Raw genomic sequence first — 19709 nt, 5'->3', positions numbered from 1 at the left:
GACCTGCGCACGGACGGGCACCATGTCGTCGTGGGGGCCCCCGCCCCCCCGCCGCCGGGGGGGTTGTTTGTTATGGAAATCGCGGCGGGCGGCCCCCGGCCCCGGCCGGCGAGACGGCCGGCGGCCGCGTGCAACGCCGCCGGGGTGCGCCCGGCGAGGACCACCGGCTGCGGCGTGCCGCGGCGGGCCGCGATCCGCTCGGCGTCACGCTCCGGGGCACCGTCCGCCGGGGCACTGCCGTCCGCCGGGGCACTGCCATCCGCCGGGGAGTTGCCGTCCCGCGCGGCGCGCTGCGCCGGAATGATCTCGGCGAGGCCCGGGGCGGGCTGTGCCGCGGGTGCCTCCTCCAGGATGACGTGGGCGTTCGTCCCGCTGATGCCGAACGCCGAGACGCCGATGCGCCGGGCGCGGGCCGCCTGGGCCGGCCAGTCCACCGGCTCGGTGAGCAGCGCGAGGCGGTCCTGCGACCAGTCGACGTGCGGCGTGGGCTCGTCCACGTGCAGGGTGGCGGGCAGCCGCTCGTGGCGCAGCGACTCCACCGCCTTGATCACTCCGGCGACGCCCGCGGCGGCCATCGCGTGGCCGATGTTGGACTTCAGCGTGCCGAGGTAGAGCGGTCGGCCCGAGGGACGGGAACGTCCGTAGGTGGCCAGCAGCGCCTGCGCCTCGATCGGGTCGCCGAGCACCGTGCCCGTGCCGTGGGCCTCGACGGCGTCGACGTCCTCGGCCCGCAGGCCCGCGTTGGCCAACGCCTGGGAGATCAGCCGCTGCTGCGAGCCCCGGTTCGGCGCGGTCATCCCGTTGCTCGCGCCGTCCGCGTTCACCGCGCTGCCGCGCAGCACCGCGAGGATCGGATGGTGATGGCGCTGGGCGTCGTCGAGCCGCTCCAGCAGCAGGACGGTCGCGCCGTCCGCCCAGCCGGTGCCGTCGGCGGCGGCGGAGAACGCCTTGCACCGCCCGTCCGGCGCGAGGCCCCGTTTGCGGCTGAACTCCACCAGCATGCTCGGCGTTGACATGATCGTCACCCCGCCGGCCAGCGCCATGTCGCACTCCCCGGCGCGCAGCGCCTGCCCGGCCAGGTGCAGGGCGACCAGCGAGGATGAGCACTGCGTGTCCACGCACAACGCCGGGCCCTCGAAGCCGAAGGTGTAGGCGACCCGCCCGGCGATGATCCCCGAGGCGTTGCCGGTCAGCATCTGACCCTGGGTCTCACCCGGTGCCCGGTGCCAGGCCGCGCCGTAGTCCTGCAACGAGACGCCGGTGAACACCCCGGTGCGGCTGCCGCGCAGCGCCCGCGGGTCGAGCCCGGCGCGTTCCAGTGCCTCCCAGCTGACCTCGAGCATGAGCCGCTGCTGCGGGTCGACGGCGGCGGCCTCCCGCGGACCGATCCCGAAGAAGGGCGCGTCGAAGTGGTCGATGCCGGCCAGGAACCCGCCGTGGCGGGTGTATGAGGTACCGAGCTGGTCGGGATCCGGATGGTAGAGATCGTCGAGGTTCCAGCCGCGGTCGTCCGGCAGTTCGCCGAGGGCGTCCCGACCCTCGGCCACCAGCGCCCACAGCGCCTCGGGGGAGTCCACCCCGCCCGGCAGCCGGCAGGCCATCCCGACGATCGCCAGCGGCTGCGCGCCCAGCGCGGTCGACAGCCCGTGGGCGTGGGCGGTGTAGGCCTGCTCGTCCAGGCCCAGCAGCTCCTGGCGCAGGAGCGCCGCCAGGCCCGCCGGGGTCGGTTGATCAAAGAACACCGTGGCCGGCAGGGGCACCCCGGTCGTCTCGCTGATGCCCTCGCGCAGGCGCGTCGCGGCCTCGCGGTAGACCCCCAGCCGGCGCCACGGGGCGTGGCGATGGCCGCGCACGCTGCCCTCGCGCGGCCCGACCACCCGGTCCAGCTCGGTTTCGAACAGGTCGAGCAGAACGCCTGTCTGGGCATGATCGGTCAGGCCGGTCAACCGGCTGCGCCATGCCCGCGCATTCTCGCCCGACCGCCCGACCACCCGCTTCGGAGGCGAATCGAGGAATCCTGCTGTGTTGCCCATATGAAGCTTCTCCCGACGGTATGTCTGCGGCGGCGATTGGCCGGAACTACTCGTCTCCGGTCGCGCAAACCGATGTCTACCACGGGTGTTCCTTTCCATGAAAGCCGAAACCGAAGTGCGTTTCTCCGGCGATGTCGGCTATTCTCCGCATGCCGGACCGTGCGGTCTCCGGCTCGTTCCGGTCTCGGTGTCAGGTCTCTGACCTGCGTCGATGGGTGGGATGGGCGAGCTATGCCGGTGACATGGCGGGCGTTGTCGGCAAGGGTGCTCGCAACTGTGCTCAGCGCACAGAAAACGTCGCTGGCGGGTCCGGAAGGCGAGGGTCGCGATTTCTCGCAGGTCGGCTCAGGGGAACCAGCGGCCTGCGTTCGGCGTGCTCTTCGGAAAACCGGTGCGCGGCTTTCGGTCGGGGCGACGGTTCGCGGTGGCGGGCTTTTCGTGGGATGGCCGCACGGGTGCTCCGCGCGCACCCAGCCCGATACCCAACCCGGCGGCAATCAGGATGATGCCGACCCAGACCGGCCAGCCGACGAGGACTGCTCGCCGGGCGTCGCGGCGCCGGCACCACCGTCCCCGAACCATGGCTGGCGGCGCCGGCCGTGGACGCGCGGGCGTTCGGTGGTCGTTCCGAGCCGGCTGTGCCGGCCGTGCCTGGGGAGGGCTCGCCGGCGCGGGCCGCACGGGGTCGGTCGGGCAGGTCGCGGTCGATCGAACGGATCGGCCGGCGGCCTGCCCGACCGCGAGGCGTCCGGGCCGTGAGCCGCAGCGGCGGCGGGCCGGGCGTCGTGCGGTCGGTGTCCCGGGACGGTCAGCTCGGGCTGTGTACAGGAACAGCAGGTGTGCTGGGTACGGCCGGTACGCCGCGAACGGCGGGCGCGCTGGGGCCTTCAGGGCGGCCAGCGGCGCCGGGCCCGGCCGGTGCGGTGCGGACACCCGGTGCGCCCGGAACGGCGGACGCGCCCGACAGGACGGCGGCCGCGGCCGCGGGCAGTTCGGCGAGGCCACGGGGGACGGCGCCGGCCAGGCGGTCGTACCAGGCCGCGCGGCCGGTGGCGTAGACGGCATGCTGTTCGCCGTGCAGGTGCTGCAGGCGGGCGCAGGTCATGCCGAGCCGTTCGGCCACCCGGACCGACGCGGTGTTCTCGGGCAGGATCACCGAGATCACCTCGGCGAGCTCGGGGCGCTCGGCGAACACCCAGCTGATCGCGGCGGTGCCGGCCTCGCGGGCGTAGCCGCGGCCCCACCGGTCGCGGCGGATGAACCAGACCGCCTCGATGCCGGGCCAGCCCGGTTCCGTCCACAGGCCCGCACGACCGACGAGGTCACCGCTCGCCCGTTCCACCACGGCCCAGGGGCCGACACCGGACAGCGCCCAACATCCGATGTTGCCGGCCATCGCATGCCACACGCTGTCCGGATCACAACGACCGCCGATGTAGCGGGTGAACTCGGGGTCCGACCAGATCGCGACGAATCCCGGGACATCGCTGGATCGCAACGGACGCATAACCAGACGTTCCGTGGTCAGCGTCGGAATGGTCACCAGGGTCGCTTTTGCCGTGGTCATCCAGTGCCGCCTGCCGGGAGGGTGCGGCACGCTTCCAGGAACGACGCGACCGCGGGAAGACGATGGTGTGACGGTGCGAACGAGGAGGCGCACTGGCGCAGTCTCGCCCGGACAGTATGCGTTAGATCGTCCGGCGCCGTCCGGATGACATCCATCGCGATGCGGGCCGCCTCCTCGGGTTCCGGGCTGTGCCCGATAAGGAATTTCGACGCATACGACATGTAGGCGTGCTGTGATTCCTCTACCGTGTAGTCACCCCCCTTCCGCTGATATCCGGCGATCGCGATCGGTGCCCATTCCTGCGCCATGTCGACATCGCCCATGTTGATAGCGACTCCGGACCGGAACATGGCGACGGCGGCTGGGCCGACCGGCGTCTCACCCGGCATCGGGGCCATCGTGCAGGCAGCTGCCTCCATCCGGTTCAGGGAGATTCGGGCCGAATCCTCGTCGCCCATCTTCGCATACGCACGGGCCTCATAGGCGGCGATTCTCCCATCCATGTACGGATGATGGACATGCTGCACGACGTTCAGTGCCGCGATCGCCTGCCGGTAGCGCTGCGTGTGATAGGCGATCGAGCTCTGCAGCGCCGCGACCGACAGAATGAGCACCGGCTCGCCGATCTCATGCGCGTAGGTGCCGGCCAGCCCGGCGAAGCGGCGCGCCGAGCGGAAGTCGTTCGTGTTGAACGCCAGCCGGCCGAGGAAGTACGTGAGCTGCCCACCGAGCAGGGTCACCCGGGTCCGGGTGCCGGCCGACATCCGGCCGTCGAGGATCGACTCGATCTGCTTCCAGCGCTCCGCGACCTCGCCCAACAGGGCCAGATGCGGGGCGGAGCCGTAGACCTGTGCGATCTCGTCGACGTCGGACTCCAGCTCGTCGAGGGTGCGGTCCGACGCGCTGCCCGTCTCGATCCGCTGGCGGGTGGACGCCGCGATCGCTGAGAGGGCCGGCAGGGCCGGGAGTGCAGCGAACTCTCGCCGGTTCGTGGAAATCACCTCATGGTCAATGGTCCGTGCACCATGGGCTATCAGCATCCCCTCCGGTGCAGGGACGTATTCATCGGTTGGTCGTCTCATCGGCGGGACGACGCCGAGGCGGCGTGCCCGCTTCTCCCGATCGGCGGCGTCGCGGAGCCGGCGAATCGCCCCCCCGCACGGGAGGACGACATCCAGGGCGTCGGAGAGGTCTGGCGAAGGCACCTCCCTCCCATTGACCGCCCTGGACACCTGCTGCCGCTTGAAGCCAGTCCTTTCGGCCAGTCTGCTGATATTTGTCTCGTTGTCTCCGATCAATGACTGGAGCATGGCCGCCAGCTCGTCAAGCGAGTCATTGCGCTGCCGTTCAGCCTCCACCGTGAACCTCCCAGCCGCATCCATGTCGGAGGGTGCAACGAGCCGTTGCGGGTCAGGCACCCATCTGTTGCACTCTGTCGTCGAGCAACGGCGAACTGTGTCACCACCCGAAACCACGGCCTCCCCGGAGCCGCCGGAGGCGATTGCCGCCGGGGTGGCGCCGGGATCCACGATGATCCGATTGCCGTTGTTTCGGATATGTTGCGTGACGCCGCAGCGCTCTTCGGCAGGAATACCGAGCACTCTCTCGGTGCCCCTCGCGGACGAGAAGGTTGCCCACACCACACACCCAACTGCGGGCGGCCAGGATCAGACCCCCGTGGCGATGCGGACTACCCGGGATGGGGGGGACATTCCGGCGCATCCTGCTCACAGCGCCCGTTATCCGGGACCTTGGTCCCGCGATCGACGGCTACCCGACGGTCGACCAACGCCGTGACCATCCACCGGAGGTGCCCCCTGGGTCATGCCCGTTCGGGTGCCCCCGCCGGGCCGAGCGAGGTGCCATCGGGGCTGTCCCGGGACCATGCCGCGTTACGCGGCGACGCTGCGATACACCGTATCGGTGCCCGTGGGGCCCGCCCGGCGTGTTGAGGTGCCGGTGGGCTGGGTGCGCCTCGCCGTGTTCGAGGAGCATGTGCAATCACCGTGTGAGGTTCATTGCTCTCGGAGCGTGTCAGGGCACCTGGTGGGTGGTCCCGCGATGTCGCCGGGGCGGCCCGGGTGGGAGTGGGGGCCGGTGCCCGGCGGGCCCTGGGGCCGTTCTGGCCGTTGCACCAGCCAGAAAGTGCCGTCCCACCAGGGCCCGTCCGGGCCCCACGGGGGGTCCGGAGGCCGCGTCATCCATGGCCCGAACTGACCACGAGGGCCCCCGAACGTGGCCACCACGCCCGCCTCGCGGCCCTGTGGCCGCCTCTGGGCAGGTGTCCGACGTGGTCCCGGTGCCCCTGGCTCGGCGCCACGGAGTCCCCTCGCGGCACGTGTTTTCGACCTATTCATGTCGGTATGGGCGATATGAGCGACGCCTCCTCGGCCCACCGGGTGCCCACTCGTGCGCCCGCGCCTCATGATCACCATGTGGTCGCTGGCCGCGCGGGCGGGCGATCGCCCCACCGCTGGTCGCCCCGGCCGGGGGTTGGGTCTGCATCGAGAGAAGAGATTGATCGTGTTGGGTCGATGGTTGTGCGCCCTTCGTCCGCCGGCCCCGGCCTAATGAGGACGCATTGATGCCGTTTCGGCCCGGCGGCGGGGGAGGGCGGCGCAGTGTCGCACCCGATCCCGGTCAAGTCCAGTGCTGGAAGTCATTCCCGCTGGAATCGCCGTGGGCGCGGGCATCCGCTGTTGATATGCCGGTGAGAATGTGTGCTGTCGAACTCGCCACACCGATAGGAAGCACGACAACGATCCGGTGGCCTGGAGCGTCGCCGGCGGCGTTCCGGTGCCCTCCGGGGCAGCCCCGCCCAATCCGTCGTTGTCCGACGACCGTGAACAGGATCGCGATCAGCGCGATCGCGCCGAGGTCGTCGACGACGGCCAGTCCCAGCAGGAACGCCCGCACCGACGTCGGCACATGCACCCCGCCCGCCCAGACGGCTGCCGTACTAGGTCGCGGCGGTGTCCGAGCTGGACGGCACCGGGTCGGCCTCGTGGACGGGAGCGGGAAGGGTGGGCTCCACATGGATGTAACGCTTGCCGCGCAGCAGCGAGGCGAGCGCGCCGATCACCGACATGATTGTGGCGAGGCCGAACACGATGATCAGCCCGTGATGGAAGGGCGAGGCGATCAGGTGCGGGAAGAACTCACGTCCGGTGATGTCGTGGGCCTGCGCCGCGGGAAGCTGGTTCAGCGTGTCGGCGCCGAGCAGGTTGCGCATCGGGTTGTAGCCGAGGAACGCGGCGAACAGGCTGCCGACCGGCGGCAGCTCGGCCACCCGATTGATCACATCCGCCGGTACGCCGCGGGACGCCAGGCCGTCGTGCAGAGAGGCGGGCAGGGAGGACGCCAGGCCCGCGATCATCAGTGAGAAGAACAGGCCGATGGAGAGCACCTGCCCGGAGTTCATGAACGTTCCGCGCATCCCGGAGGCGCCCCCGCGGGCGTTCGGCGGGACCGAGTTCATCACCGCCGTCGTGTTCGGCGCGGAGAACAGCCCCCCGCCGATCCCGTTGAGCACCAGCAGGAGGGCGAAGGCCGGATAGCTGAAGTTCGTGGGCAACATCAGCATGCCGAGATAGCTGAGCGCGACGATCAGCAGGCCGCCGGTGGCGAACAGGCGGGCGCCGAACCGGTCCGACAGATATCCCGACACCGGTCCCGCGATAAGGAACCCGCAGGTCAGCGGCAACAGGTAGATGCCGGCCCACAGCGGGGTGTCCTCGAAGTCGTAGCCGTGCAGGGGAAGCCAGATCCCCTGCAGCCAGATGATGAGCATGAACTGCATGCCGCCGCGGGCGACCGCGAACAGCAGGATCGCGACGTTGCCGGCGGCGAACGGCCGAATGCGGAACAGCGCCAGGTTGAACATCGGCTGGGTGACCCGCCGCTCGATCAGGATGAACAGCGCCAGGCAGACCGCGCCGCCGATGAGCTCACCGAGCACCGTGGGATTCGTCCAGCCCATGACATGCCCGCCGTAGGGCTGAATACCGTAGGTGACGCCGACGAGGATCACCGACAACCCGATCGCGAACGTGATGTTGCCCCACCAGTCGATCCGCGCGGCCACCCGCCGTCCGGTGTCGCGCAGGCTGCGGTACGACCAGATCGTGCCGACGATGCTGATCGGCACGCTCACCCAGAACACCGCGCGCCAGTCCCATTCGGAGAGCAGCCCACCGGCCACCAGCCCGATGAACGACCCGGCGAGCGACGCGACCTGGTTGATGCCCAGCGCCATGCCCCGCTGGCGAGCCGGGAAGGCGTCGGTGAGGATCGCGGTGGAGTTCGCCAGCAGCATCGCGCCGCCGATCCCCTCCACGATCCGAAAGCCGATCAGCCACAGTGCGCCCGACGGCCCCTCGAACGGGGTGAGCGTGAGCCCGACCGCGGACACGGTGAACAGCGCGAAGCCCGCGTTGTAGATGCGGACCCGGCCGAACATGTCGCCGAGCCGGCCCAGCGTCACGACCAGCACGGCGGTGACCAGCATGTAGCCGATGAGGATCCACAGCAGGTAACTGACGTTGCCCGGGGTGAGCGGGTCCAGATGGATGCCACGGAAGATCGCGGGCAGTGAGATGATGACGATGGAGCTGTTCACCGTCGACAGCAGCACGCCGATCGTCGTGTTCGACAACACCACCCAGCGGTAGGACGAGCTGACCTCGTCGCTGTCCGTACCCTTGCCCGCGCCCGCCGCTGGCCCCGTTGTCGCCATGGACATCCTGGTCCGATCCCTCCTCGTTCTGCCGTGACCGGCTCACCGTTCGTGACCAGCTCGGGTCCGTGGTCGGCCGGGACCCGCGGGGGCACCAGCCGCCGGCGCACGAGAGGACGGGGCGGGCGATGGCGGTTGTGCCGCGGCGTGTCGCATCGCAGGGTCGAGGCGCCACCGGTGGACGCCGATCCCGCGCCATGCCCCCGTCGGATACTTACTTGCTTCATAGTAATAACAGGTCCCAGGGGCTCCGTCTCCCGCATTGCCGAGCGCCGCCGATCCGACTCCCACGGTGAGGGAACAGCGCCAGGCCCGAGCGCGTCGGCGAGGAAGGCGCAAGAGTGGAACCGGAATCCGGACGGCACGGGAGAGGGGCGACGTGGCTACCGATGTCGAGAGCACGCTGGGCGCCGACGACTACGACGAGTTCGGCCTGTTGCATGAGAACGCCGAGGAACTGGGCCTGCCGTTCGCGGGCCGGCCGGACGCCAGCCGGCGGTTCGCGGACCTGCCGGAGGGCGGGCGGCTGAGCTACCTGCGGTGGGGGAGCGCCGAACCCGAGGTCGTCTTCCTGCACGGCGGCGGCCAGAACGCCCATACCTGGGACTCGGTGGTGCTGGGCCTGGGCCGCCCGGCGGTCGCGATCGACCTGCCCGGCCACGGGCATTCCTCCTGGCGCGACGACCGCGACTACGGCCCGTGGCGCAACGCCGACGCGCTGGCCGCGGTGCTGCCCACCGTCGCGCCGCGGGCCGCCGCCATCGTCGGGATGTCACTCGGCGGCGCGACGACGATCCGGCTGGCGGCGACCCGCCCCGACCTGTGCCGCCGAGCGGTGATCATCGACGTGACCCCGCAGGTCACCGACCCGGCCCGGATGCCGCAAGGCGCCGACCGGGGCGCGGTGGCGCTGATCAGCGGCCCGCCGACGTTCGACACGTTCGAACAGATGGCTGCCAGCACCGTGGCGCTGAGCCCGAACCGTCCCGCCGCGGCGGTGCGCCGTGGGGTGCGGCACAACGCCCGCCGCCTGCCGGATGGCCGGTGGAGCTGGCGTTACGACCTGTTCGGCCCGCGCCCCGAGGGCAACCGGGACATCGCCGACCTGCTGCCGCTGTGGAACGACGTCGACGCGATCACCGTCCCGACGCTACTCGTCCGTGGCGGCAGTTCGGTGTTCGTGCACGACTCCGACGTCACGGAGTTCCGCCGCCGGCTGCCGTCGCTGCGGGACGCGACGGTCCCCGGCGCCGGCCACTCCGTGCAGAGCGACCAGCCCGCCGAGCTGACCCGCCTCCTGCGCGCGTTCGTCTTCCCCGACTGACGACGGCCACGGCGTCTGATCCGCCGCCGCCGCCGCGCGCCGCCACAGCACGCGATCACGGTGTGACGATCAGCATGAGGACTGCGATGCTCCTGTGCACTCCCGGTGGGAATGCGGTCTGCGCTGGGCGGCCTGTTAGTACTGATGGGGCCCGGTTGCCACCGGAAGCCTGGTCGTCGCTGAGAGTAGGGTGATTCGGTGCGGTATGTGAAGCTGGGCTCGACCGGACTCGATGTGTCGAGGTTGTGCCTCGGCTGCATGAGCTATGGCGATCCCACCCGGGGCCCCCACGAGTGGTCGCTGGGCGAGGAGGCGGCGCAGCCGTTCTTCCGCCGGGCGATCGAGGCCGGGGTGAACTTCTTCGACACCGCCAACGTCTACTCCGACGGCAGCAGCGAGGAGATCACCGGGCGGGCGCTGGCCAGGTACGCCAACCGCGACGAGATCGTCCTGGCCACGAAGGTGCACGGGCGGATGCGGCCCGGCCCCAACGGAGGTGGCCTCTCCCGCAAGGCCATCCTGGCCGAGATTGACGCGAGCCTGCGCAGGCTCGGTACCGACTACGTCGATCTCTACCAGATTCACCGGTTCGACCCGGACACCCCGCTCGAGGAGACCCTCGAGGCCCTGCACGACGTGGTGCGGGCCGGTAAGGCCCGCTACCTCGGCGCCTCGTCGATGTGGGCGTGGCAGTTCGCCAAGGCCCTGTTCCTCGCCGACGCCCACGGCTGGACCCGCTTCGCCGTCATGCAGAATCACTACAACTTGATCTATCGAGAGGAAGAGCGGGAGATGCTCCCGCTGTGCGCCGACCAGGGGATCGGCGTGATTCCGTGGAGCCCTCTGGCCCGCGGCCGGCTCACCCGCCCCTGGGACGAGACGACGGCGCGCAGCGAGACCGACCGGTTCGGCCGCACCCTCTACGCCGAGGGCGATCGCCAGATCGTCGAGGAGGTCGCCCGCACCGCTGCCTCCCGCGCCGTCCCTCCCGCCCAGGTCGCCCTGGCGTGGATACTCGCCAAGCCCGGCGTCTGTGCTCCGATCATCGGTGCGACGAAGCTCTCCCACCTCGACGACGCGCTGGCGGCCCTCGACCTCGCTCTGACCGATGACGAGATCGCCCAGCTGGAGAAGCCCTACGCCCCGCACCCGACCGCCGGCTTCCGCTGACCGGCCGGCCCCGTCCCGGCGGGGGCCGGCTCAGGGCAGGGAATAGTGCAGCACGCCATCCACCTCGCCGTCGCGCAGGCGGCCCTGGGCGACGAGCAGGTCGAGGTGCGCCGCGGTCTCGGTGACGGCCATCATCCGGTTGAACAGGTCGAGGTCGTCGAAGGCACGCAGCCGGCGCGTCCATGACATCGCCCGGGCCACCTCGAAGGCGGTGTCGGCGCCGGCACGCACGCAGTCCTCGGCCACGTCGAGGCGGGTCGCGTGGTGGGCGAGCAGCTCGTCGATCCGAGCATGCACGCTGTCGGTGACCGATCCGTGGGCGGGCAGCAGCCGGGCATCCGGCATCCGGCGGACCAGTCGCAACGAGTCGAGGAACGCGCCCAGCGGCAGCGGTCCCGGATCGGGGCTCAGCCCGATCGACGGGGTGATCGTCGGCAGCACGTGGTCGCCGGCGAACAGCAGCCGCTGCTCGGCGTTGTGGAACACCACATGCCCACGGGTGTGGCCGGGGGTGGGCACCGCCCGCAGTGTGATGCCGGACAGCGGCACGTCGACCGGGGCCTCGATCCACTCGTCGGGCAGCTCCCAGTCGTCCGCGGCGTCCTCCTGCTCGGCGGCACGGCTGCTGAACACACGCGCGATCTCCGCGCCGAGCAGGGTGGCGCCGAGGCGCAGCATGCCTGTGTGCTGCTCCTCCCGGACCCGCCCGCGGTCGATGTTCAGGGTCCGTTCGAGCGCCGGCCGCTCGCCGATGCCCAGCGCCACCGTCATCCCGAACCGCCGCCGCAACGCCACGGCCAGGGTGTAATGGTCACGGTGGATATGGGTGACGAGGAACCGTCGGACGTCCCCAAGGCCCGCCCCGAGCTGGCCGAGTGCCGTCTCGAGCCGCTTCTCCGACTCGGGCACCGACCAGCCCGCGTCGATGAGCACAAGTCCGTCCGGCTGCTCCAGGGCGTACACGTTGACCGCCCGCAGCCCGTCGTTCGGCAGCGGCAACGGTATCCGGTACACCCCTGGTTCGACCTGCTCGACGTTCGGCTCGGCCCACTCGTAGGGCGACGGTGTCCCGCTGATGGCGCATCCCTCCGACCACTTGCCCGATCCCGGCCGCACCGGTTCCGATCGGTTACCGTCGGGTACCGCCCGGTGATCTCGGATTCGTCCGATCGTCCCGGTGCGGTCCCGGCTTCGCGTCTCGCTGACCCGCTAGCAGGCTAATCATGGCACCTGCGTCTGACCGGGGCATCCGACCGCACCTGAGAGTGCCGTGACGCTGTGTGCCGCGTCACGGGAATGCCCGTTATGTCCAGCCGGCCGGGAGGCCGGCCGAAAGCGGGGTCAGGCGGGACTCGCGGTGAGCAGCGCGGGCTGCGCGGTGGAGAAGTAGTTGGCGACGTAGGGGCGTTGGGTCTCGGTGGCGAGGCGGCGCTGCTCGGCGTCGAGGTCGATCGGGCCGACGAGGGTGTCGGTGGGCTCGTCATGGCGGAAGGTGCGGTAGCCGTGGACGTCGAGGGCGGCGAACACCTCGGCGGGAGTACCGCCCTCGCCGACCAGCGCGTCCTCGCTGATCTCGAAACAGAGCACGCCGATCCGGTGTTCGGCGAGCAGGCCGCTGGCGCCGGCGAACACGTGACGCTCGAAACCCTCGACGTCGATCTTGCACAGGGCGACCCGGTCGAGGTGCCGCTCGTCGGCGAAACCGTCGAGGGTGATCGCGGGCACCTCGACCGTGGAGCTCGGCCGCACGGCGCCGCGGTCGTAGCCGTACATCGGATGGTCGCCGAGCGAGTTCCAGCCACAGGCCGGGTCGTCGAAGACGTGCATCGTGGCGGTGCCGGCGGTCTCGGCGACGGCGGCCCGCACGACCTGGACGTCGGTGGCCCCGTTGAGCGCGAGGGTCTGGGCGAGCCGGTCGGCGGTGGCGGGCACCGCCTCGAAGGCGAACACCCGACCGGACGGGCCGACGTTGCGCTGCGCGTGCACGCTGTAGACGCCGAGGTTGGCGCCCACGTCGAACACGACGTCACCGGCGCCGAGCAGGCGGTCCATCAGGGCGAACGCGGGCCGGTCTCCGGGCCGGCGCATCAGCGAGCGCAGCCGGTCGCGTTCCCCCGGGGGAAGGTAAAGCGCGATGCCGTACTCGTCCTCGACGACGATCCCGCCGCCCCGCAGGGCGCCGAGCGCCACCCGGGCCTGCCAGGCGGCGTCCTTGGCCGCGACGACCCCGCCGCGCAGCCGCTCGTTGCGCCGTAAAGTCGTCCTGGCCTGCCCGACAACGCGTGCGGCCAGACTCGCCACCGGCATGTGCACCCCCGACAGTCGACGGCGGCGAAACAACGCGCCCGCCCCGAAACGTGTGTTGACTGCTGCCTGAAAACAAGGAGCCCGCCGGAAACAGGCGGCGGCTCGATTCCCGGACTCGATTCCTGGACCTGCGCATTGTCTGGAAGCTAGCTGTCGTCTGAATGCCAGGAGTCGCGTCCGCCGGCTCCGGCTATACGGCAGTCACCGTAAAACCACAGGTTCGCGCTGTCAACAGGTTCAGCGCCCGAGCGGGGCCGCAGGAAAAGAAATACCTACCCTGACGGAAGGGTTTGGTGGGAGTGCGGTACCGACGGCCGAGGCCCGGCCGCGTGCGGGCTCAGTGCCAGTCGACGATCTCCTCGATGAGGCCGTTTCCGGCGGCCAGGACACGGGAGTAGACGACCTCCATGTGCGCGGTCATCCGCGCCTCGGCCGTGGCGGCACTGCCGGCGAGGACGGCCGAGGCGATCGCCGCGTGGTCGTCGAACGTCGCCCGCCGATCGGCCGGCCCGGAATGCAGCCCGCCATGGGCGGAGATGTGGGCCCGGGAGATGTCGCACAGGGACTGGCAGATCAGCGCGAGCGCCGGATTTCCGGATGCGGCGATCAGTGCCGTGTGGAAGGCGCTGGCGCAGTCCGGGTAGGTGAACGGGTTGATCTCGTCGGTCCCGATCGCGGTGAACTGCTCCAGGCTGCGGACCGCGTCCCGGTCGGGGTTGGCGGCGGCGAGCCGGGCCATCAGCGGTTCGAGCGCGGCCTGGGCCCGCAGCAGGTGGGTGTAGCGGGCCTGCAGCAGGTGGAAGAACAGTGCCTCGGTACGGCCGAGGGAGGAACTCTGCGGGCCGACGAGCACCGGGCCGCCGCCCGGCCCCGGGCGGATCGTGATCAGTCCCTGGACCTCGAGAATCCGCAGTGCCTCGCGGACCGAGCCGCGGCTGGCGCCGAAACTGGAGATCATCTCGGCTTCACTGGGCAGACTGGCGCCGCGCGGCAGCACCGCCAACTGACGCACGATCGCGCGCGCGAGCCGGAGTGAAACCTTTTCCGCGCGCGATACCGGCGGGTGTACGGAGGTCTGGTCCCGGTGTCCGTCCGGCTGACCTTTCTGTGTCACTGCGGCATCGTATCGAGCGGTACTGGCCGAGCTACCGCATCCCTGGCCATGATCATAAAAGGAAACATTATCGAAAAACGATCGTAATCAGCCGAACATGATTTCGGCCCATCCGCCTCCGCTATTTCCTGTTTCCCGTCCGACCTTGTCCGACCTTGTCTGATGTTGTCCGGTGGACCGTGCGCGACCGCGGCGCGTGTGACGGCCGTCGGTGGACGCCCCGGCCGTAGGCCGACGGTGGCGGACCGCAGGGGGATCCGACATCGGAGGACGATGGTGGGTAACGGACAGTGGTGGGCGGCGGGGGGTTCGTCCGCGGCCGGCCTCGGACGCCCGGCTCAGCCAGGGTGTTTACGCAATCTTCGGCGCACGTCCACCCGTTTGTGGGTGTTGATGAGCGGACGTGGCCCTACGTTCGGCGTCATGCCTGTGAGTCCTTCCGACGAAGTGGTGGCGTCCGGAGTTCCCGCGCGCCTTGCCCGGGACATGACCGTGGCGGAGCAGCATGACTGGCTGCAGACCTTCCTGCGCCGCCGGCCGGTGAGCCGGCGCGGCATGCTGCTCGGCAGCCTTGCGGGGGCGGGCGCGGCGACGCTGGGCACGACCCCGTTCGGCCGGGCCGCCTACGCGACGACGGCCGCCGACGCGCCGCTGGTCATCGGCGGCCGGCACACCGGATTCGGCGCCGACCCCGCCCGTCAGCTCCGCCTGGCCGGCCAGCTCTCCCGTAACCCGGGCCGTTCCCGGATCCTCGTCGACATCGGCCCGACCCGGGCCCTCGGTGGCACCGTCGAGGCCGAGGTCCGCCCGCTGCTCTCGCAGGTCCCGCAGGTGGACGGCACGATCCTGTCCGTCGAGCAGTTCTACGTGCACGCGGCGTTCGACCGCCTCGCCCCCGGCCGCGAGTACTACTACCGCTTCCGCGTCCCCGGTGGCGCCTCGACACCGTTGCAGGCCGTGCGCACCGGTCATGCGAAGGGCCGCGGTGGCGGGCCGTTCCGCTTCACGATGATGGGCGACCACGGCTCGAACCACACCCCGCCCGGCGACCCCAAGGGCGTCTTCGACGACAACTACTACAAGGACGACAACGCCCCGACGGTCGCCCACGCCTCGGCCATCACCGCGGCGATCGCCCGGCTGGATCCCGCGTTCCACCTGCTCGCCGGCGACATCTGCTATGCCGACCCGTCCGGCGCCGGCAAGCCGCCCAAGCGCACCACCACCGGAACCCCGCCCACCGGCTTCGACAACTATGACCCGACGGTGTGGGACGTCTACCTGTCGGACATCGAGCTCTCCGCCGCGCGCAGCCCATGGATGTTCGCCACCGGCAACCACGACATGGAGGCGCTCTACTCGCCGCACGGCTACGGCGGCCACGCGGCTCGCCTGGACTTCCCGACCGGCGGGCCCAAGGGCTGCCCAAGCGTCTACTCGTTCGTCTACGGCAACGTCGCGGTGCTCTCGCTGGACGCCAACGACGTCTCGTTCGAGATCAAGGCGAACACCGGCTACTCCGGTGGCGCGCAGACGTCCTGGGTGCAGCGGACCCTCAAGGGCCACCGCGACGACCCTGACATCGACTTCATCATCGCCTACTTCCACCACTGCGCCTACTCCACGACCTCCCAGCACGCCAGCGACGGCGGCGTGCGCGGCGCGTGGACGAAGCTGTTCGACGCCTACCAGGTCGACCTCGTGCTCCAGGGGCACAACCATCTGTTCGAGCGCACCGACCCGATCCGGAACAACGCCCCCGGCCGGGCGGCGCCCGACGGCTCGACGATCGAGCCGGCCAAGGACGGCACCATCTACATCACCGCGGGCTCCGCCGGCCGCCCGCGCTACCAGTTCCAGACGGGCGAGGCCGAGTCCTACCGCGGCAAGGTCGCCGCCGGCGCCAACGTCGTCCCGAACAGCTACGTCTGGGCCGCCGACGGCACGAAGACGCCCGAGGCGATCAGCTGGTCGCGCACCCGCTTCGACAACTACGCCTTCGTCGCGGTCGAGTCCCACCCCGGCCACCCCGGCGGCACCTCCACCCTGACCGTGCGCGGCGTCGACGAGCACGGCACCGAGTTCGACCGCGTCACCCTGGCCCGCCCCGTCCCCCACCGGCACTGATCCGGGCCGCCCGGGCGACGCTGCCGCCGCCGCCCGGGTTGGCCAGCGCCGCTCGGGCGGCCACCTTGAGCGGCGCCTGAACGGCCTGGTCGAGGTCGTGCCCGGCGGGGTGCTGGTGCGCACCGGACGGGCGGATGGGGCGGTGGGCGTGCAGCTGAGTGTCCTGGCGGAGCCGCCATCCGCCGAGGTCGTCGATCGGCAGGAGCGTGCCTACGACGAGATCGTCGAGGTCAGCTGGCATACCGAGGCCGGGTTCGCCTCGGTGGTCGGCGCGCCCGGCGTGGCCGTGCCCGGGCAGCTGCGCGAGCAGACCCCGCCCTGGCCGGGCGACTACCGGATGCGGGTCGCCGCCCGCGGCCGCGACGATCCCGCACCGGACGGGCCGTACCCGGCCAACGAGAGCTACGAACTGCTCGTCTGGCCCGCGCCCCACGCCGAGCCTCTCGTCGTGCGCCAGACCGATCGGCTCGGGCACCGGTTGCGCGGGCAGGACGAGCCGGCGCCGCCGCCGCACGAGAAGTACCGCTGGGTACGCGGACGCACCTCGGTGATCCGCGAGGCCGCGACCCTCACCGTCGTCGTCGGCACCGGATGGGAGGAGGTCCTCAGGCTGTTCGGAGCGGCCCCGGGCGGCGCACGGTCGCTGCACTCGCTCATGGATGCCCCCGACCGCGACAGCTGGCTGGCCCTTCTCCCGGTTCCCGGCGCGGACGTCGTGATCGTTATGGAGGAGAACGGCTTCGCGGGCGCCGACGGCGAGCGCGTCGCCGCGCTGTCCCGCGGCGGCCTGGCGGGCAGCGTGTTCTGGAACATCAACGCCGTCACCCGGCTGAGCCTCGCCCGCGCCGGCCGCCTCCTGGCGGCGGAGGAGATCAACGAGAGCCTGGTGTTCGAGGCGGGGGAGCGGGCGCTGCTCGACGGCATCGACCTGACCCGGTGGGAGGACCGGGTGCCCAAGGGGCTGCTCATCCTCGAACGCTTCACGGGGCACAGCCTGCATCCGGGTGACATCGACCGCCTGTGGAACGACTCGCTCGCTCACCGGGTGCGCACATGACCGCGTGATCTCGGGGGAGGGACCGCGCGATGCCCTTCCCACGGGCACGCGTCGCGTGATCGTCAGCCACGCAGGGTCGCCGAGGGTGGCTGGGTGCGGGGGATCGCCTGATGATGGCGCGGGTTAGGAGGTGATGATGAGCACGCCGACGATCCATCCGATGATCGTGGCGGCGATGGCCACCAGGGTCGCGGTCCTGCCGTGGCGGCTGCCCCGGCGCCAGGCCACGGCGCCGCAGCCGATGGCGCCGAAGCCGACGAACGGCACGAGCAGCCCGATCACCGCCAGCACGTAGGCGATGATCCACAGCGTGCGCGTGCCGGACGGCTCCCCCTGTGGCACGTCGGGGCCGCCCGGCCGCGCCTGCTGCGGCCCCCGGCCGCCGTACTCGGCCTGATCACGGCCGGTGTCCGGGTAGGGCAGGTAGCCGCCGGTTTCGGGCGCGGGGCCCGGATGGGCCTGCTGCGTGGGGAAGGGGCTGGGCTGGCCGCCCTGCGGGCCTGGCCCCCACGGGGGTTGGCCGTCGTGGGGAGGGTGGCCGCCCGAGGGCGCGGCCTCGGGCGGACCTGCCGGTGGTGTGACGACCGGGGGCGTGGCGACCGGGGGTGGGGTGTAGCGGGTTTCGCTGGCGTCATCCGCCTCGTGCGGCCTGGTCATGGGGGTTTCTTCTCTCCCTGCGTCGCGGTGTGGCGATCACTTTGTGATCCTTCCCTACCCCGCGGCGGCGCGCTGTCACCCACGCGACGCGACGAGCTACCCCACGCGATGACGCCAAGTGCCCGCCGACCCCCGGCTGGCCGCCCGCCGACCCCGGCGAACGCTAGCCGCGCGCTCACTACCAGGTGACGGGGAGTGTCTCGGGGCGTCCGATGGGTGCCTTGACCTCATACCGCAGGTCGCCCGTGGGGACGGCCAGGCGCAGCCCGGGGAGCTTCTCGAACAGCGCGGTGAGCATCTCGGTCAGTTCGACCCGGGCCAGATGCGCGCCGATGCAGTGATGCGGTCCATGGCCGAAGGTCAGGTTGGGCACGGGCTCGCGGGTGAGGTCGAGGCGGTCCGGGTCGGGGAACAGCGCGGGGTCGCGGCTGACGGCCGCGAGCGGCACGACGACGACCTCCCCGGCGCGGACGACGAAACCACCGAGGTCGACATCCTCGGTGGCCACCCGGGGAAAAGTCATCGACAGCGGGTGGTAGCGCAACAGTTCCTCGACGGCGTTCGGCAGGGCCTCCGGACGCGTGCGCAGCCATTCCCACCGGGAGCGGTCGTCGAGCAGTGTGGTCAGTGCATTGGTCATCACACCGGCGGTCGTCTCGAACCCGCCCACCAGCAGCGTCATGGTCAGCGAGTGCAGCTCGGCCTCGGTCAGGGGTGCCTCGTCCGGCTCGGACGAGCCGTGACCCACCTTGGCGGCGCCCTCGTCATAGGCGTCGAGAATGACGTCGAGAAGGCCCGGCGACTTCGGTGCCCCCGCGCCGGTGACGTCCTGGCCGGCGTCGGGCGCGGATGTCCGGGCCGCACGGCGGGATCGGACGAGCTCGCCCAGGTAGCCGTACAGCGCACCGAGACCCGCGGCGGCACCCTGCGGGTCGAGATGGAAACGGAACAGGGACTCGCTCCAGGTACGGACCTTCTCCCGGTCGAGGTCCGGAACCCCGAGTAGATGGCAGATGACCTCGATGGGCAGCTGGAAGGCCAGAGGCCGCAGATCGCCCGGGGCGCCCTGCGCGACCATCGCGTCAATGCGCTCTCGGGCCGTCGCGGCGATGAACGGTCGCATCCGTTCGATCCGGCGGTGGGCGAAACCGGCGTTGACCAGGCGACGGATGCGGGTGTGCGCCGGCGGGTCGAGCCAGAGCAGCGAGTTGGGGTCGGGAATCTGCCCCGCGGTCAGGGGCGGGTTGAACGCGAGGGTGCGGGTGCGGGAGAAACGGGGGTCGGCGAGCATCGTGCGAGCCGGCGCGGCCCGCACGATCAGCCAGATCGGCAGTTGGGCGGGGCCGAAGCGCACCCGGGTGGCCGGTCCCTGCCGGGCGAGTTCGGCGATGCGTGTGGACGTGTGCGGCAGGAAGGTGTCGGCAAACGGGAATGACGGAATGTCCTGGTCATTGGGCACGACTTCGGTGACCGACATCGGGATCGGACTCCTTTCGGGGCCGAGGGGCAGCAGAGCACCGAGCTGGGGGCGTGTGAAGAACCGGCCTCGGTGAAGGCTGAACGTCGGCGACAGCGGAAATCTGGCAACCGTTGAAAGCCGGCGACCGTCGAACATCGA

The 19709-nt window shown here is 71.0% G+C and carries 14 protein-coding genes; 4 read left to right on the top strand and 10 right to left on the bottom strand.

The genetic code is table 11. The annotated features are described in order from the left end of the window. The 5 genes from MXD95_RS13115 to MXD95_RS13095 form a co-directional block, all read right to left on the bottom strand. Positions 1 to 2033 (bottom strand): type I polyketide synthase (locus tag MXD95_RS13115; RefSeq protein WP_285223625.1); only part of this gene is annotated, 2033 nt, incomplete at its 3' end. Between the two features lie 808 nt (positions 2034 to 2841). Continuing rightward, complete coding sequence (locus MXD95_RS13110) at positions 2842 to 3600, bottom strand: GNAT family N-acetyltransferase (protein WP_308301489.1); 759 nt, start codon at positions 3598 to 3600, stop codon at positions 2842 to 2844. Next, positions 3597 to 5201 (bottom strand): NsdA family TPR-like regulatory protein, encoded by a 1605-nt coding sequence (locus MXD95_RS13105; RefSeq protein ID WP_250640876.1) that lies wholly within the window; start codon positions 5199 to 5201, stop codon positions 3597 to 3599. Before MXD95_RS13105 ends, MXD95_RS13110 begins: the two co-directional genes overlap by 4 nt. A gap of 1039 nt (positions 5202 to 6240) precedes the next feature. Then, positions 6241 to 6534 (bottom strand): Na+/H+ antiporter NhaA, encoded by a 294-nt coding sequence (locus MXD95_RS29620; protein ID WP_250640875.1) that lies wholly within the window; start codon positions 6532 to 6534, stop codon positions 6241 to 6243. 25 nt (positions 6535 to 6559) lie between these two features. Continuing rightward, positions 6560 to 8335 (bottom strand): MFS transporter, encoded by a 1776-nt coding sequence (locus MXD95_RS13095; protein WP_250640874.1) that lies wholly within the window; start codon positions 8333 to 8335, stop codon positions 6560 to 6562. A 379-nt stretch (positions 8336 to 8714) separates the two neighbouring features. On the opposite strand from MXD95_RS13095, the gene MXD95_RS13090 reads away from it, so the two are divergent. After that, positions 8715 to 9659: an alpha/beta fold hydrolase gene (locus MXD95_RS13090; protein ID WP_250640873.1), complete on the top strand. Its 945-nt coding sequence runs from the start codon at positions 8715 to 8717 to the stop codon at positions 9657 to 9659. A gap of 198 nt (positions 9660 to 9857) precedes the next feature. After that, positions 9858 to 10829: an aldo/keto reductase gene (locus tag MXD95_RS13085; protein WP_250640872.1), complete on the top strand. Its 972-nt coding sequence runs from the start codon at positions 9858 to 9860 to the stop codon at positions 10827 to 10829. Between the two features lie 30 nt (positions 10830 to 10859). Here the strand turns inward: MXD95_RS13085 and MXD95_RS13080 are convergent, their stop codons facing one another. From MXD95_RS13080 to MXD95_RS28925, 3 genes are all read right to left on the bottom strand, one after another. Continuing rightward, positions 10860 to 11945, bottom strand: a complete 1086-nt coding sequence (locus MXD95_RS13080; RefSeq protein WP_250640871.1) for an MBL fold metallo-hydrolase — start codon at positions 11943 to 11945, stop codon at positions 10860 to 10862. A gap of 225 nt (positions 11946 to 12170) precedes the next feature. Then, entirely contained in the window at positions 12171 to 13136 is a 966-nt protein-coding gene (locus MXD95_RS13075) for an FkbM family methyltransferase (protein ID WP_250640870.1), read from the bottom strand. Between the two features lie 337 nt (positions 13137 to 13473). Further along, positions 13474 to 14250 carry a FadR/GntR family transcriptional regulator gene (locus MXD95_RS28925; protein WP_308301488.1) on the bottom strand — a complete coding sequence of 259 codons (777 nt, stop codon included), beginning with the start codon at positions 14248 to 14250 and terminating at the stop codon, positions 13474 to 13476. A gap of 423 nt (positions 14251 to 14673) precedes the next feature. Here MXD95_RS28925 and MXD95_RS13065 point away from each other — a divergent pair, with 423 nt between their 5' ends. Both MXD95_RS13065 and MXD95_RS13060 read left to right on the top strand, forming a co-directional pair. Next, entirely contained in the window at positions 14674 to 16377 is a 1704-nt protein-coding gene (locus MXD95_RS13065) for a metallophosphoesterase (RefSeq protein ID WP_250640869.1), read from the top strand. Between the two features lie 142 nt (positions 16378 to 16519). Then, positions 16520 to 17434, top strand: coding sequence for a DUF6461 domain-containing protein (locus MXD95_RS13060; RefSeq protein ID WP_250640868.1), 915 nt, complete (start codon positions 16520 to 16522; stop codon positions 17432 to 17434). A 123-nt stretch (positions 17435 to 17557) separates the two neighbouring features. Here the strand turns inward: MXD95_RS13060 and MXD95_RS13055 are convergent, their stop codons facing one another. After that, positions 17558 to 18091 (bottom strand): CPP1-like family protein, encoded by a 534-nt coding sequence (locus tag MXD95_RS13055; RefSeq protein WP_250640867.1) that lies wholly within the window; start codon positions 18089 to 18091, stop codon positions 17558 to 17560. A 178-nt stretch (positions 18092 to 18269) separates the two neighbouring features. Beyond that, on the bottom strand, positions 18270 to 19568 hold the full coding sequence (locus tag MXD95_RS13050) for a cytochrome P450 (protein ID WP_250640866.1): 1299 nt from the start codon (positions 19566 to 19568) through the stop codon (positions 18270 to 18272). Positions 19569 to 19709: the final 141 nt, after the last annotated feature.

Origin of the sequence: Frankia sp. AiPa1, from assembly GCF_023243075.1 — a bacterium.
Classification (GTDB): domain Bacteria; phylum Actinomycetota; class Actinomycetes; order Frankiales; family Frankiaceae; genus Frankia.
The sequence above is the reverse complement of the archived record's forward strand: the minus strand, read 5'-3'. Positions and strand labels throughout refer to the sequence as shown.